This is a genomic window from Tannerella serpentiformis (genome assembly GCF_003033925.1).
GTDB classification, from domain to species: Bacteria; Bacteroidota; Bacteroidia; order Bacteroidales; family Tannerellaceae; genus Tannerella; species Tannerella serpentiformis.
On the sequence record NZ_CP028365.1, the window covers coordinates 677,695 to 692,910 of the forward strand.

Annotated in this window: 10 protein-coding genes; 1 reads left to right on the forward strand and 9 read right to left on the reverse strand. The window is 60.4% G+C overall.

The genetic code is table 11. The features are described 5' to 3' along the window. Positions 1-466: 466 nt before the first annotated feature. The 9 genes from C7123_RS02805 to C7123_RS02845 form a co-directional block, all read right to left on the reverse strand. Complete coding sequence (locus tag C7123_RS02805) at positions 467-1,753, reverse strand: MFS transporter (RefSeq protein ID WP_037986214.1); 1,287 nt, start codon at positions 1,751-1,753, stop codon at positions 467-469. Between the two features lie 141 nt (positions 1,754-1,894). Continuing rightward, positions 1,895-3,391: a sodium:solute symporter gene (locus tag C7123_RS02810; protein ID WP_069175696.1), complete on the reverse strand. Its 1,497-nt coding sequence runs from the start codon at positions 3,389-3,391 to the stop codon at positions 1,895-1,897. Then, positions 3,388-4,707: a SpoIID/LytB domain-containing protein gene (locus C7123_RS02815; protein ID WP_107490690.1), complete on the reverse strand. Its 1,320-nt coding sequence runs from the start codon at positions 4,705-4,707 to the stop codon at positions 3,388-3,390. Before C7123_RS02815 ends, C7123_RS02810 begins: the two co-directional genes overlap by 4 nt. A 1,007-nt stretch (positions 4,708-5,714) precedes the next feature. Beyond that, positions 5,715-7,037 carry a TolC family protein gene (locus C7123_RS02820; RefSeq protein ID WP_069175698.1) on the reverse strand — a complete coding sequence of 441 codons (1,323 nt, stop codon included), beginning with the start codon at positions 7,035-7,037 and terminating at the stop codon, positions 5,715-5,717. After that, positions 7,034-8,176, reverse strand: a complete 1,143-nt coding sequence (locus C7123_RS02825; RefSeq protein WP_069175699.1) for an efflux RND transporter periplasmic adaptor subunit — start codon at positions 8,174-8,176, stop codon at positions 7,034-7,036. Before C7123_RS02825 ends, C7123_RS02820 begins: the two co-directional genes overlap by 4 nt. A 200-nt stretch (positions 8,177-8,376) precedes the next feature. Beyond that, a complete protein-coding gene (locus tag C7123_RS02830; RefSeq protein ID WP_069175700.1) occupies positions 8,377-9,633 on the reverse strand; it encodes an ABC transporter permease in 1,257 nt (418 codons plus the stop codon). An 89-nt stretch (positions 9,634-9,722) separates the two neighbouring features. After that, the gene (locus C7123_RS02835) at positions 9,723-10,988 is read right to left on the reverse strand and encodes an ABC transporter permease (protein ID WP_069175701.1); all 1,266 of its coding nucleotides are present in this window, start codon (positions 10,986-10,988) and stop codon (positions 9,723-9,725) included. 105 nt (positions 10,989-11,093) lie between these two features. After that, positions 11,094-11,762, reverse strand: coding sequence for an ABC transporter ATP-binding protein (locus C7123_RS02840; protein ID WP_069175702.1), 669 nt, complete (start codon positions 11,760-11,762; stop codon positions 11,094-11,096). Between the two features lie 210 nt (positions 11,763-11,972). Next, a complete protein-coding gene (locus tag C7123_RS02845; protein WP_037984237.1) occupies positions 11,973-12,869 on the reverse strand; it encodes a cell division protein FtsL in 897 nt (298 codons plus the stop codon). A 173-nt stretch (positions 12,870-13,042) separates the two neighbouring features. Here C7123_RS02845 and guaA point away from each other — a divergent pair, with 173 nt between their 5' ends. Beyond that, a complete protein-coding gene (gene guaA / locus C7123_RS02850; RefSeq protein ID WP_069175703.1) occupies positions 13,043-14,563 on the forward strand; it encodes a glutamine-hydrolyzing GMP synthase in 1,521 nt (506 codons plus the stop codon). Positions 14,564-15,216: the final 653 nt, after the last annotated feature.

Genomic DNA, 15,216 nt, shown 5'->3' on the forward strand with positions numbered 1-15,216 from the left:
AAAATGGCGTTTGCGGGACTTCCGCAAGCATCAAAATGGAGAAAATGGCTCTTGCGGGACTTCCGCAAGCATCAAAATGGGAAAAATGGCCTTTGCGGAGTTCCCGCAAACGCCAAAAAGTTTTTCGAGGCACTTGCGGAGTTCCCGCAAACACCAAAAAATTTTTCGTGACACTTGCGGGACTCCCGCAAACGCCAAAAGGTTTTCCGAGGCACTTGCGGAGTTCCCGCAAATACCAAAAAGTTTTTTGAGGCACTTGCGGGGCTCCCGCAAACGCCAAAAAGTTCTCCGGAGCACTTGCGGGGCTCCCGCAAACGCCAAAAAGTTTTTCGAAGCCCTTGCGGGGCTCCCGCAAACGCTTACCCTTTTTTTGAGAGCATGGCGAGGAATGGTACAACGAAAACGGCCGGATACCGGAGGGTTTGCGCCCCACTGGTACCCGGCCGAATTTGTTGGCGGACCCTACTTATTCCGTCGGTATGTCGCGGTTGACATTCTTCGAGCCGACGAGGGCGTAGAAGAGCAGGTAGCAGAGGCCGGCAATGATCACCCAGTAGCTGCTGATGAAGCCCACCTTATCGGCCACCAGGTTTTGGATGAACGAGATGACGCCGCCACCGCAGACGAGGGCCATGAAGATGCCCGACGCCAAGGGGGTGTATTTGCCCAGCCCCTCGGCGGCCAAATTGTAGATGGCGCCCCACATGACGGACGTGCAGAGGCCGCAGAGGAACATGAAGACCATGCCCAGCGGCACCTCAGCGCCGATGACGGGGATCGAGAAGCGCACATCCTCGGGGATGAAGATGAGGCAGAGCAGGAAGACGGTGGCAAGCAGGCTGACGGTCGTCAGCATCGTCTTGCTCGAGACGCGGCCACCCACGGCGCCGCCCACGAGGCGTCCGCACATCATCAGGAACCAGTAGAAGCCGACGAGTGTCCCAGCCACCACGGGGCCGACCCACTCGAGGTTCGACATGTAGAGGTTGGCCGTGTTCGGGATGCCCACCTCGATGCCGACGTAGAAGAAGATGGCTATGGCGCCCAGCACAAAGTGGCGGAACGACATCGGGCCGTGCGGGTCTTTCTTCGTGTTGCCAGAGAGGCGCGCGGCGCGCTCGTCGGCCGTCTCCATGTGCGGCTCGGGGATGCGTGCCAGCAGGATGATGAGGAAGGCCAGGGCGAAGATGGCCATCGCAATGATCATGGCCGGGGCCGCGTCGTTCACCTTAGCCGTCTGCACCGAGCCGCCGATGAGGTAGCCCAGAAGGATGGGGGCGATCGTTCCGCCGATGGAGTTGCACGAGCCGCCGAACTGGATGAGCTGATTGCCACGGTTTCCGCCGCCGCCCAGGGTGTTCAGCATGGGGTTGACGGTCGTGTTGAGCAGACACATCGATATGCCGGCCACGAAGGCGCCGAGTACATAGATGCCGAACGCGATGGAGGGATCCACATAGCCCGATGCGAACTGGATGCCCACGCCCACAAAGCCCACAATGGTGGCCAGTAGGGAGGTGAACTTGTATCCGCGGCGTTTGAGGATGAGGCCCACGGGGATGCCAAAGCAGGCGTAGGCGATGAAGTTGGCCAGTGTGCCCAGCTGTGAGAGGGCGTTGCTGGCGCCGAACTGCGTCTTGACGATGACGCCCATCGATCCGGCGAAGTTGGTGACGAACGCAATCATGAAAAAGAGCAGGAACATGACGGCGATGACTAAGACATTGCTTTTCTCTTGTTTTACGGTGTCCATTTTTGTTTGGGTTTTTGAGTGGTGTATGGGTTGATAATTAATGACTGCTACGCTTTTGGCTGCGGCGGGCGTAAAAGTACACCCAAAGTTTGGCCCCGGGTGGAAACTGATCTTGTGTATGTGTTTAGCAGGACGTCAGCGTTACGCTCCGACACGGGTATGTGCATCCTCACGGACGTTTTTCAGCATCCTCACGGACGCGATCCACAGCCCGACGAACGTCAGGGCGCCGTTGATCATCAGCATCTCGTAGCCGAAGCGATAGCCGGTGTAATGCAGCGTGAGGCGTTCGAGGGCGTAGCAGATGAGGGGCGAGGCGAGGCAGATGTAGGGCACAGCGCTGTCAGCGGGCCGTAGGCGCGTGAAGAGGCCGAAGGCAAAGAGGCCCAGCAACGGGCCGTAGGTATAGGAGGCGATCACATAGATGGCGTCGATCACACTGCGATCGTTCACGGCTTTGAACACCATGATGATCGCCGCAAAGAGCGCCGAGATAAGGATGTGCACCCGCATGCGTATGCGGCGAGCACGCGCCGCTTGGTCGCGTTCGATGCCGAGGATGTCGACACAGAAGGACGTCGTGAGCGCCGTCAGTGCCGAGTCGGCACTGCTGAAGGCGGCCGCGATGATCCCGATGGTGAAGAAGACGACGATCGTCTGCCCCAATACGCCCGAGGTGCAGAACATCGGCAGGATGTCGTCGCCCGCGTCGGGCAGGGCGATGCCGAGCTGTCCGGCCAGCGTGATGAGCAGGATGCCCAGCGAGAGGAAGAGGAAGTTGATCGGCGTAAAGGCCAAGCCGTAGGAGTACATGTTCTTCTGTGCGTCGCGCAGGCTACGGCAGGAGAGGTTCTTCTGCATCATGTCTTGATCCAGTCCGGTCATGACGATCGTGATAAAGATGCCGCTCAAGAACTGCTTCACGAAGTGCTGCTTGCTCGACCAATCGCTCCACTCGAAGAGGCGGAAGTGCGGGCTTTCGGCCACCGTGCGGCAGAGGCCGTCGAAGTCCAGCCCCATGCGATCCTTCACCTGCCAGATGATCACGACGAGCGTGCCCACAAGGCAGAGGGCCTGAAGCGTGTCTGTCCAGATGATTGTCTTGACGCCGCTCTTGTAGGTGTAGAGCCATACGAGCAGGATACTCAGGATAACGGTCACGCCGAAGGGGATCTGCCACGTCGAGAAGACGTACGTCTGGAGGATGAGCACCACGAGATAGAGCCGCGCGGCCGCACCGATGATCTTGGAGAGGAGGAAGAAGGAGGCGCCCGTCTTGTAAGCCCGCCGACCGATGCGTGTCTCGAGGTAGGTGTAGATGGACGTGAGCTGAAGGCGGTAGTAGAGCGGCAGGAGCACGTGCGCGATGATGACGTAACCGAAGAAGAAGCCGAAGACGGTCTGCATGTACGTCATGTCGATCTGCCGCACCCAGCCGGGGACGGATACGAACGTCACGCCTGAGAGTGAGGAGCCAATCATACCGATGGCCACGATGTACCACGGCGAGCGACGGTTGCCGAGGAAGAAGGCGTCGTTGTCTGCAGCCGATGCGCCGCCTCGCCCAGTGATCCAAGCGATGAGCAGCAGCAGGCCGAAGTAGGCCGCGATGATGAAGAGGATGGTAGAGCTGCTCATCGGACGTACCGTATTTCCGACCGGCTGCCGGGATAGTAATGCGACAGGATGGCGCGATAGGAATGCCCCTCGGCTCCCATCACGGCGGCGCCGATCTGGCAGAGACCCACGCCGTGTCCCCAGCCTGCGCCGGTGAGGCGGAAGCGTCGCGGGACGCCGTGATGCAGATCGAGCGCGTCGACCACGAAGGCCGAGCTATAGAGATGCGTCTCGGAGAGCGTGCGGCGGATCTCCAGCTCCTTACCGATGATATATGTGCGCCGACTGCCGACGATCCGGAGCCGCACGATGCGCCCCGATCGGCCGCGCTCGACGGCTTGCAGGTTGAGGATAGCGCCGAAGTCGATGCCGCTCTTGCGGCGGATCAGGTCGGCAAGCTCGTCTTGCGTGTACTCCACCGTCCAGCGATAGAAGTCGGGCGTCTCGAGGTCGTAGTTGTTGAGCACTTGGCTGAGGATGCCCTCGTCCGTGGTGTGACAGAAAGCCTCGGGTGCGGAGCGGATCCAGCGATCGGCTTCGGCCTCGTTCGTCAGGTCGGGCACCGGGGTGTCTGGCGTGCGACTGTCGCGCAGGGCGACGAGATAACGGTGATGAATAGGCTCCCAGCAGTACTCGAAGCACTCCGTGACGCCGCCGCACGACTTCGAGAAGCGTGTGTCGCAAAGCCGGCCCTCGTCCGTGAGCACCTCGCCACAGGTGGCCCGGACGGCCTCCTCCACGGCCGGTGTCGTGGCGCGTGTGATGCCCTGATAACGCTGGCAATGGTCGTCGGCGCAGACGTCGAAGCGCGTGTGATCCTCGCGGTCGTACCATCGGACGAGACCCTCGTCGTCTTGGCTGCAGCTCTCCGCCTTGGCGTCGACCGACGCCTGTCGCTTCTCGATCTGGGCCAGCAGCCAGCTGCGCGAGATGACGGCGTGCGCGCGGAGTAACTCGGGCGACGAGGTGGCGCTCATCTCAGACGAGATGACGCTCTCGAGATACGACTCGACGTCAATACGGTTCACCACCAGGACGCCGTCGCTCGAGGGCGTGAGGATCAACGCTCCGCGGAAGCGTTGGTCTTCGCGGCGCTCCCAGTGGAAGTGTACGCCGATGGTGACGCCCCGCAGGTCGAACGAGTCCGAGGGGTCGGTGGGCTCGAAGTGCAGCGTGTCGAACGTGTGACTCTCGAAGGCGATGCGCCCGTCTTGCAGCGTAGCGTGTTGTTGGCCTGTGTGCGTGCGGCCCGTCTCCAGGCAGCGGTAGGCGCCGTTGAAATGAAATGAAACGTCTCTCTCCGTCAAGATCCCGACGTCTACGTTGGGTATACCGATCATGATCTGTGTATGCATTAATGTAAATAGGTGTGGTTCTATTTCTCCCGCTTGTTCAGCGAGCGGACAAAAGTAGAAGGCTTGTGTAATTGTCAATGGCTAAAGGTCAAGGATGACGGAGAGGAGGAAGACCACACATGAGGGAATAACCCACCCTCGTATTGCTACTCGCACGGCGTGCAAGCCCGAAAGGCGCCAGGGGCGCCGGCCAAGTTTTCCGGATACAGGATAACAAATCCGGGTTTTGCTACTCGCACGGCATGCAAGGCTCAAAATGACCCTCATTTTGCTATTCGCACGGTGTGCAAGGTCTGAAATGACCCTCATTTTGCTACTCGCACGGCGTGCAAGGCCCGAAATGACCCTCATTTTGCTACTCGCACGGCATGCAAGGCCCGAAATGACCCTCATTTTGCTACTCGCACGGCATGCAAGGTCTGAAATGACCCTCATTTTGCTACTCGCACGGCGTGCAAGGTCTGAAATGACCCTCATTTTGCTACTCGCACGGCGTGCAAGGCCCAAAATGACCCTCATTTTGCTACTCGCACGGCATGCAAGCCCCGAAACCCGCCGGGTTTTGCTATTCGCACGGCGTGCAAGCCCTGAAACCCGCCGGGTTTTGCTATTCGCACGGCGTGCAAGCCCTGAAACCCGCCGAGTTTTGCTATTCGCACGGCGTGCAAGGCCCGAAACCCGCCGGGTTTTGCTATTCGCACGCCGTGCAAGCCCTGAAAGGCGCCAGGGGCGCCGGCCAAGTTTGCGGGCGACATAGGATAACTCACCCGAGTATGCTACTTGCACAGCGTGCAAGCCTCGAAAGGCGCCAGGGGCGCCGGCCAAGTTTGCAGGCGACATAGGATAACTCACCCGAGTATGCTACTTGCACAGCGTGCAAGCCTCGAAAGGCGCCAGGGGCGCCGGCCAAGTTTGCAGGCGACATAGGATAACTCACCCGAGTATGCTACCCGCACGGAGTGTAAGCACAGAAAACCAAGCCACCCCGCTTACTGCTGCTCGTAGAACTCGAGAATTTTCTTGCGGAGCAGGAACTCGTACTTGGCTTGGGTGCGGTCGGAGAGGGCTTTGATGAGGTTCGTCTTGGCCTCGTTGTATTCGTAGGTCGTGGCGCGGCCATTCTCGAAGCGGTCGCCGGTGAAGGTGAAGGCTTTCTCGGCCGACTGCCACGCGGCGGTGGCCGACCGGTATCGCTCGGCGGCTGAAAGGGCGCTGTAGTAGGCCTGCTGGATGTCTTTGTAGAGTGCCTTCTTGGTGTTCTCCAGCTGCAGCTCTTGGTTGCGCAGGCCGAGGCGAGCGCTGCGGATGCTGTTGCGTGTGGCGAAACGGTTGAAGATGGGGATGCGGAGGTTGAAGCCGAGGCCGAGGCCGCGGTTGTCGCGAATCTGGTTGGCGAAGGGCGTGTTGGGCTTGTTGTAGATGTGATAAAAGGCATTGTTGTAGCTGGCGCCGAAGGAGAGGCTGGGGTAGAGGGCGCTCTGGGCCACGCGCACTTGCTTCTCGCTGCTCTGGAGGCGAAGCTCCTCGGCGCGGACGGCGGCGCGCGTGGTGAGGGCGGTGCGATAGATGTCGTCGGGGCGGCGCGCCAACAGGAAGGTCGTGTCTGCCTCCGTGGGCGGCTCCACGTCGAAGCCTTCCGGGCTGGGCAGCTCGAGCAGCTGGGTGAGTGTGAGCGTGGCCATGCGCAGGTCGTTAGCTGTCTGCACGGCGGAGAGCTCGTCGGCCGCCACCTGTGCCTCGGTCTCGTAGATCTGTGCCTCGGAGGCGCGCCCGGCGTCGTGCATCTTACGCGTGCGATCGAGCTGCGTGCGGCTCAGGGCGAGCTTATTTTCGGCCACACCGAGCAGCTCCTTGTCGAAGAGCACTTGCAGGTAGGCCGACGTGACGGTGATCTCCATATTCTCGCGCGTCTTCTGGAGATCGGCGGCAAGGGCCATGAGGTCGAGGCGCGCGGCGGCGATCTCGTTGGGAATCTCGAAGCCGGTGAAGAGAGGCACGTCGGATGAGAGCGACCAGGCGGTGGAGGAGGTGGTCTGCACCTGATACGTGTTGTCAGCCGCTGAGGCCGATCGGCCGAACGACCATTGTTGTGAGGCTCCGGCCGAGAGGCTCGGCAGACGTTTGCTGCGCGCCGTGTGGAGCGTCAGCTCCTGCCGGTCGACTTCCACCTGTCGCATGCGTACCTCCAGGTTATTCGCTTTGGCGTGCTCGATGCAGCGTTGGAGGCTCCAGCACGTGGCGGTCGTGTCCTGCGCCGAAGCGGTGAGGGTGGCGGCGAGGAGCAAGGCGGGGATGAGGGGCAGCGTCTTCATGGCTTGGCTTCGTTGTTATTGTTTGCATCCTTGCTGATAGCCGCACCGCGGATCTTGTCTTTCTCCGTCAGTCCTTCCTTCACTTCGATCTTGATGCCATCGCTGAGGCCCGTCTTGATCTGCCTTTTCTCGAAGATTTGCTTGGGCTTCTCTTGCTTAACCACTTGCACGAAGGCCGTGTCGCCGTGAAACTCCACCGTGCTTTCGGGGATGGTCAGGACATTCTCGGCGCGCTCCAATACAATCTCCGCGTTGGCGCTGTAGCCGGCGCGCACGAACGAGGTGTCGGGCAGCGAGACGGCCGCCTTGATCTCAAACTGTATGGCGCCGTTCTTCTCCTCGCCCTTGGGGGAGACGTATTCGAGGACGGCGTCGAAGGTGCGTGTGCCCAGCGCGCCGACGGTCAGCTTGATAGGCATGCCCTCGCGGATCTTGCCGATCTCCGTCTCGTCCACATTGCCGCGGAAGATCATGTCGTTCATGTTGGCCACGGAGGCGATGGTGGTGCCGTCGTTGAAGCTGTTGCTTTGGATCACGGAGTTACCCACCTTGATAGGCACGTTGAGGATCATGCCGGTGATGGTGCTGCGGATTTGCGTGGTACTCGAGCTGCGTGTGTTGCGCGAGATGCCATCGCGGACGATCTCGAGCGAGCTTTGGGCGTTGGCCAGCTCCTCTTTGGCCTTGCGATAGTTGGCTTTCGACACGTCGAACTCTTCGGCCGTGAGAATGCCCTGCTTGAAGAGTTGTTCGTCGCGGCGATGAGTGCTCTCCACCTGGTCTAAGCTGATACGGGCCACATTGACGCGCGACTCGGCGCTGTTGAGCTGCCCCATCTCAGGAATGACTTTCACTTTGGCGATGATCTCGCCTTCGGTGACACGTTGGCCGGCTTCCTTGAGCACCTCGGAGATGATGCCCGAGATCTGCGGCTTAATCAGGATCTCGTAGCGCGGCTCCACATTGCCCGTGGCCACGGTCTTGGTCTCGACCGTCCCACGCTCGGGCGTCACGATTTCATACTCGGTCACTTCGGGCTGCGCCTTCTTCCACAGAAATACGAAGGTGCCTACCACGGCCAGCCCTACTAAGGAAAGCAGGACGATTCTCTTGATCTTCTTTACAAGTCGATTATTCATAAGCTGAAAACTAAAATCTAAAAACTAACAACTCACAGTTTGGGAAATGAACGGTTTGGGGCGTGGGGAGACTTTGGAGAGTAGTGCAGATGCAAGGCGTCCAAGACCGAAGGCAAAGGGAGCATACATAAGTATCTGACCGAGCCTGAGCTTGTCGCAGGACACGCAGCAGATGCGCTGCTATACAAAGTCTCTCCCCCCTATTCATCGCGGATTGCATCTATCGCTTTAATCTGCATGGCTCGCCAGGCGGGGATAAGCCCGGCCAAGAGGCCGCACACGAGCAACACAAAGGTGGCGGCTACGGCGGTGCCCATGTGTACACCGGGGTTGACGAGCGCCGCATCGTCACCGGGTTGGGCGCTGAGGAGGCGGTCGACGATGTCGATGATGAAGACGCCTATGCTGAGGCCTATCATGCCGGCCATGGCTGTCAGCACAAGGCTCTCACTCATGATCTGCGAGATGATGTCGCGCGGGCGGGCACCGATGGCGCGACGCACACCGATCTCGCGCGTGCGCTCCTTGACCGTCACCATCATAATGTTACTGATGCCGATCACACCGGCCAGCAGTGTGCCCATGCCCACGAGCCAGATCAGCGCGTCGATGCCGGTGAAGAGCATGGCGAACGTGGCGAACTGTTCGGCGATGTTGATCACCATCACGGCCTGCTTGTCGGTCGGGGCGATGCTGTTCTGCCGGCGGAGGATGCCGGTGATATCGTCGATGATGCGCTGTATGGATACGTCTTTATAGGCGGAGGCGGCCAGGAAGTGGATCACGTCGCCTTGGTTCAGTGTCTGCTGCATGGTGGTGAAGGGAAGGAAGACGCTCTCCTGCGACCGTCCTCCGATGTTCACCCGTGCCCGTTCACGTACCACGCCGACGACCTGATAGTAGATGCCGTTGACGCGGATGTACCGGCCGCAGGGGTTCTCGTTGCGGAAGAGGGTCTCGTTGATGCGCGAGCCGATGAGGCATACTTTGCGTTTCTCGCGGGCGTCGATCTCGTTGAGCAGGCGGCCGAAGAGCACGTGTTGCGCCTCGATGCGGAAGTAGGCCGGGTCGACCCCCTTCACGTTATATGTGCCGGAGAGTTGGCCATAGACCACGTTCTTATCCGCCCGCGCCCCCCACAGGACGGGTGAGATGGCCTCCAGTCCGGACACCTCGCGGCGGATACTCTCCAAATCGCGGTTGCGGATGTTCCATTCGCGTCCTTTGTTGAAGCCACGGTAAGGTTCGCTGGTGCGATCGGCAATGAAAAAGACGGAGTTCGTGGCGAAGCCGTCGGTGTTTTTGAGGATGCCATTCTTGAGCCCTGTGCCAAGCCCGAGGAGGATGACTAACATGAGTATGCCCCAAAAGACACCGAAGCAGGTCAGTAGGCTGCGCGTCTTGTTGCGGGTGATGGTTACCCATATCTCGGTCCATCTATCTGCGTCGAAAAACATATTGCTATTGAACTAAAAGCTAAAATCTAACAACTAAACACTCCGGAAGCATTCGCCGTACCCGGTCACTTTTCATTTTTAGTTTTTCGTTATTCACTCCTCATGGCCTCAACGGCGGGGATACTTACGGCTTTGCGGGCGGGGAAATATCCGGCTGCGACGCCGGCTATGATGAGCAGTACGGTGGCGGAGGTGGCGATGCCGAGGCTGACGGTGGGGTGGCGGAAGATGGAGAGGTTGCCCGTGCCACCGCCCGTGTCAGCGTTCATGCCGGCCATCGTCATTCCGTAATCAATCAGCTCAGTCACGCCGATACCGGCCACCATGCCCACGTAACCGAAGAGCGTGGTGACAAGGATGGACTCGATGATGATGAGCCGCAGGATGGAGGCGGGGCCGGCGCCGATGGCTTTGCGGATGCCGAACTCACGCGTCCGTTCGCGAACGGTGACGAGCATGATGTTGCTCACGCCCACGATGCCGGCCATGAGTGTGCTGATGCCCACGATCCAGATAAACATCATCAGGCCGCTGAGGATAAGGTCGAACATGCGGAAGTCGTCGCCCGTGTTCCACATGCCGAGGGCGCCCGTGTCCGAGGGGTCGAAGTGGTGGCGGAGGGCCATGGCGGTGCGGAAGCGTTGCTCGAAGGCGGTGTTCTCTTCTTCAGACTTGATGCCACGCACGGTGAAGATCAGATCGTCCACCTCCATACCGCTGCGGAAGAGTTGCTGGGCGGTGGTGAAGGGGATGTAGGCGGGCTTGTTGTTGTTCATCTCCTTGTCGCGATAGACGCCGACGACTTGGAACATCATGCGGCCAATGCGCACGTAGCGCCCAATGGGATCCTCCTCGTGGAAAAGCACCTCGGCCATGCGTGGGCTGAGGACGATCGCTTTGCGGCGTTGCTGCATGTCGATCTCGTTGATGAAGCGTCCGCGGGTGGGGATGATAAAGTCGATGGAGGCAAAGTCGGGTGCGACGCCGCTCAGGTTGCCGTTGACGTATTCCTTATTGTAGGCCAACGTGTCGCTATGGTCGATGCGGCCGGAGTAGTACTCCACCTCGGGGAAGTCGGTGCCCAGGTGCTCCACGTCGGCGTTGCGTAAGGTTAGGCGGCGGTTCTCGCGGATGCCTTGCCAGGGCTTGGTGGTGTAGTTGGGCCACACCTCGACACGGTTGGCGGAGAAGTTGCTGAAGTTGTACATCACGCCGTTGCGCAGACCGTTGCCGGCGGCCAGCAGGATGATGAGGATGAAGATACCCCAGGCTACGGAGAAGCCGGTGAGGAAGGTGCGCAAGCGGTTCTTGCGCATCGTGCTGAGGATCTCACGAATGTCATCGAAGTCGAACATAAATCTTATAGGTAGTAGGGGCGACCCTTGTAGTCGCCCGGTAGTTACGGCCTACGGCCGGGTAGTTATGCGACTAAAGCCGCGGTAGTAGGGAGTTGGCCAAGCTCAATCATTAGCCACAATCAGTCCGTCCTTGACATGTACTACGCGGTCGGTAGCTTCGGCCACGGAGGGTTCGTGGGTGACGATGACCATCGTCATGCCTTCGCGGTTGACGGCGCGCAGGAGCTCCATCACCTCGATGGTCGTCTTGCTGTCTAGCGCGCCCGTGGGCTCGTCGGCCAGGATCACCTGCGGGCGGGCAATGAGTGCGCGAGCGATGGCCACGCGTTGCTTTTGTCCGCCGGACATCTCGCTGGGCAGGTGTTCGGCCCAATCGCGGAGGCCGACACGCTCGAGGTAGTCCAGCGCCAAGGCGTTGCGCTGCTTGCGCGGCACGCCCTGATAGTAGAGCGGCAGGGCCACGTTCTCCATCGCGTTTTTGAAGGAAATGAGGTTGAAGGACTGGAAGATGAAGCCGATCATGCGATTGCGTAGCTCGGCGGCGCGGCTTTCGCTGAGGTCACGGATAAGTAGGTCGTCGAGGTAATACTCGCCCGAGTCGTAAGTGTCGAGGATGCCGAGGATGTTGAGCAGGGTGCTCTTGCCCGACCCGGAGGCGCCCATGATGGAGACCATCTCGCCACGTTCGATGCCGAGATCAATTCCCTTGAGTACATGCAGCGGGGCGCCGTTGTAGTAGGTCTTGTTGATTCCTTGTAGTCGGATAATCATTGGTGGGTGAATGTAGTAGTTAGAGAAAGATGAGGGGCGGGCAATGTGCCCGCCGGTGATGTATGGACGCCAGTAGTTGCGTCGGGTTACAGCTTGGGAGTTTTTTTTAGGGGGGGGGAGGCGCATTCCCTTCCCGCCGCGGGAAGGACCGGTCTCACCGCACGCACCCGTATCCGGCCCAGACTTCGCCGGCGTCCGTAGACGCCCCGGTTAGTTCTGGAGCGTGAAGGAGCGGCGGCCGATCAGGTGGCCGTCGGCAAAGATGTCGACGCGGTAGGTGCCGGGCGAGAGGTATTCCTCCACGTCCCAATACATCACGACGGGCAAGTCCTCACCGGCATATTCCACGGTGCGCTTCATGGAGTAACCAATGTTGCGGTTCTCAAAGGCGAAGGTGCCCGATCCGGGTTTGGTCAGGATGTCATCGTCGGGGCGCATGATGCGCACATATATGGTCTTTTCGCCCGTGGGCGCGGTGATGTTTTTGGCCACGTGGAAGGAGACGGCGAGCTGGGCGATCTTATCGATCTTCTTGGCGTCCTTCCCGCGCGAGGTGATGGGGCGGACGGCGATGGCGGAGGCCTCGAGTCGGCTGGCCAGCGTGACGCGCTCCGTGAGGTGCTCCTTCTCGCGCGTAAGCTGCGCCGCGGCCGAGGAGGCCTGGCGGTATTGCTCTGTGACGCGTTCGTTCTCGTTGCGCAGGCGACCGTTTTCGGCGTTGAGGGAGTCGATTTGGACGACATAGCCGCGCATGATCTTACGGAGCGTCTCCAGCTCACGCTTCAGCTCGGTGATCCGGCGCGTGTTAGTGGCCTTGACCGTGCGAAGCTCCTCCATGAGGCGTTGCACCTTCATCTGCTCCGTAGTCAGCAGGGCCACGAGCGAATCGTTGCCGACGCTGAACTTATACCCTTCGTATTGCAGAGACAGTTCGGCGTATTCGTCCGTGAGTTGTTCCTTTTCGATGGCGAAAAGCTCGGTCATGTCGTCCATCTGTTTGCGTTGATGAAAGACGACATAGCTGACGCCGATCAGCGCGATGACGACGACGATGATGACCATAATGAGTAGCGTGCGTTTCCTAATCTCTTTATCCTCCGGATTCATGTCTTTGGGGTGTGTTATAGTGAGTAATATGTTATGGGCGGCAAAGATAAACCGGCAACCACAAGGGCCGCCCGGACTATCTTTGTCGCCCGTAAAGCGAAAGGGGGCACCCTCGGGCTACTTATTGCTGCCCCTCACGCTTCCTCTGGCTACTTATAACTACTCATTTAGATATGCACGAAAAGATCATCATCCTCGACTTTGGCTCGCAGACTACGCAGCTCATCGGCCGCCGCATCCGCGAGCTCAACACCTACTGCGAGATCCTGCCCTACCACAGCTTCCCGGCCGACGACCCCACGGTCCGCGGCGTCATCCTCTCCGGCAGCCCCTATTCGGTGAATAACCCCGACGCCTTCCGGATCGATACGGCGGCCCTACGCGGGCGATACCCTGTGCTCGGCATCTGCTACGGCGCACAACTGCTGGCCGCTACGGCCGGAGGACACGTCGAGTCGGCCGCTACGCGCGAATACGGCCGCGCACTCCTCGCCGAGGTCGACGCCAACGATCCTCTGCTCGACGGCATCCGGGCTGGATCGCAGGTGTGGATGTCGCACGGCGACACGATCACACGGCTGCCGGACACCTTCCGCGTCATTGCCCGCACGGACGATGTGGAGGCGGCTGCCTTCCGCGTCGATGGCGAGCAGACCTGGGGCGTACAGTTCCACCCCGAAGTCTTCCACACCGAGGGCGGCACGCGTCTGCTCGACAACTTCCTCACCCTGTGCGGTTGCGCCCGCGACTGGACGCCGGCCTCCTTCATCGAATCCACCGTGGCCGAACTGAAGGCCCAACTCGGCGACGACCGTGTCATTCTGGCGCTCTCCGGTGGCGTCGACTCGTCCGTCACGGCCGTTCTGCTCCACCGCGCCATCGGCAGCCGCCTGACGTGCATCTTCGTCGACCACGGCCTGCTTCGCAAAAACGAGTTTGAGAACGTGCTCCGCGATTACGAGCATCTCGGACTGAACGTGATCGGCGTCGACGCCAAGGCGAAGTTCTACCGCGAGCTGGCCGGTGTCACCGACCCCGAGCAGAAGCGTAAGATTATCGGCCGGGGCTTCATCGACGTCTTCGACGAGGAGGCGCACAAGCTGCACGACATACGCTGGCTCGGTCAGGGCACGATCTATCCGGACGTCATCGAGTCACTCTCCGTCACGGGTACGGTGATCAAGAGTCATCACAACGTGGGCGGCCTGCCGGAGAAGATGCAGCTGAAGCTCGTCGAGCCGCTGCGTTTGCTCTTCAAGGATGAGGTGCGCCGCGTGGGCGCTGAACTGGGCATGATGCCCCACCTGTTGAAGCGTCACCCCTTCCCCGGCCCGGGCCTCGGCATACGCATCCTCGGCGAGGTGACGCCCGAGAAGGTGCGCATCCTCCAAGACGCCGACGACATCTACATCTCCCTCCTCCGCGAGTGGGGGCTCTACGACGAGGTTTGGCAGGCCGGCACCATCCTGCTGCCGATCCGCTCCGTCGGTGTGATGGGCGACGAGCGGACGTATGAGAACACCATCGCCCTGCGCGCCGTCACCTCCACCGACGCCATGACGGCCGACTGGGCGCAGCTGCCCTACGACTTCCTGGCCAAGGTCTCGAACGAGATCATCAACAAGGTGAAGGGCGTCAATCGCGTCGTCTACGACATCAGTTCCAAGCCGCCCGCGACGATCGAGTGGGAGTGAACCACCAAACGACAGGACGGGGAGCCGGGGCACGATCTTTGCCCAGTGCTCCCCGTCTTTTTAGTTGTGTATGTCCCCGCCTTTTTGACCGCGCAGCCCGTCGCGGTGCCAGCGGCGCCGCCTTTTTTACCGCGCAGTAAAGAAAGGTGAAAAACGGGGCGCCGTTTTGACCGCGCACCCAAGAACTGTGAAAAACAGACCGTGTTTTTGACCGCGCAGCCCGTCGGGGTGCCAGCGGCGGTCTGTTTTTGACCGCGCAGCCCGTCGGGGTGCCAGCGGCGGTCTGTTTTTGACCGCGCAGCCCGTCGGGGTGCCAGCGGCGGTCTGTTTTTGACCGCGCAGCCCGTTGAGGTGCCAGCGGCGGTCTGTTTTGGGGTCCGACGGCCCGTCGGGGTGCCAGCGGCGGTCTGTTTTTGGGTCCGACGGCCCGTCGGGGTGCCAGCGGCGGTCTGTTTTTGGGTCCGACGGCCCGTCGGGGTGCCAGCGGCGGCCTGTTTTGGGGTCCAACACCCCGTCGGGGTGCCAGCGGCGGTCTGTTTTGGGGTCCGACAGCCCGTCGGGGTGTCAGCGGCGGTCTGTTTTTGAGTCCGACGGCCTGTCGGGGTGCTTTTTACTACCTCTTATTCCTGCTTACTACTTATTACTCCCCCTAA

Excerpts from the sequence above, each read along its gene's own strand:
- C7123_RS02805 (WP_037986214.1), bottom strand. The coding sequence starts at position 1,753 with ATGGACACCGTAAAACAAGAGAAAAGCAATGTCTTAGTCATCGCCGTC.
- C7123_RS02810 (WP_069175696.1), bottom strand. The coding sequence starts at position 3,391 with ATGAGCAGCTCTACCATCCTCTTCATCATCGCGGCCTACTTCGGCCTG.
- C7123_RS02820 (WP_069175698.1), bottom strand. The coding sequence starts at position 7,037 with ATGAAGACGCTGCCCCTCATCCCCGCCTTGCTCCTCGCCGCCACCCTC.
- C7123_RS02825 (WP_069175699.1), bottom strand. The coding sequence starts at position 8,176 with ATGAATAATCGACTTGTAAAGAAGATCAAGAGAATCGTCCTGCTTTCC.
- C7123_RS02830 (WP_069175700.1), bottom strand. The coding sequence starts at position 9,633 with ATGTTTTTCGACGCAGATAGATGGACCGAGATATGGGTAACCATCACC.
- C7123_RS02835 (WP_069175701.1), bottom strand. The coding sequence starts at position 10,988 with ATGTTCGACTTCGATGACATTCGTGAGATCCTCAGCACGATGCGCAAG.
- C7123_RS02840 (WP_069175702.1), bottom strand. The coding sequence starts at position 11,762 with ATGATTATCCGACTACAAGGAATCAACAAGACCTACTACAACGGCGCC.
- C7123_RS02845 (WP_037984237.1), bottom strand. The coding sequence starts at position 12,869 with ATGAATCCGGAGGATAAAGAGATTAGGAAACGCACGCTACTCATTATG.
- guaA (WP_069175703.1), top strand. The coding sequence starts at position 13,043 with ATGCACGAAAAGATCATCATCCTCGACTTTGGCTCGCAGACTACGCAG.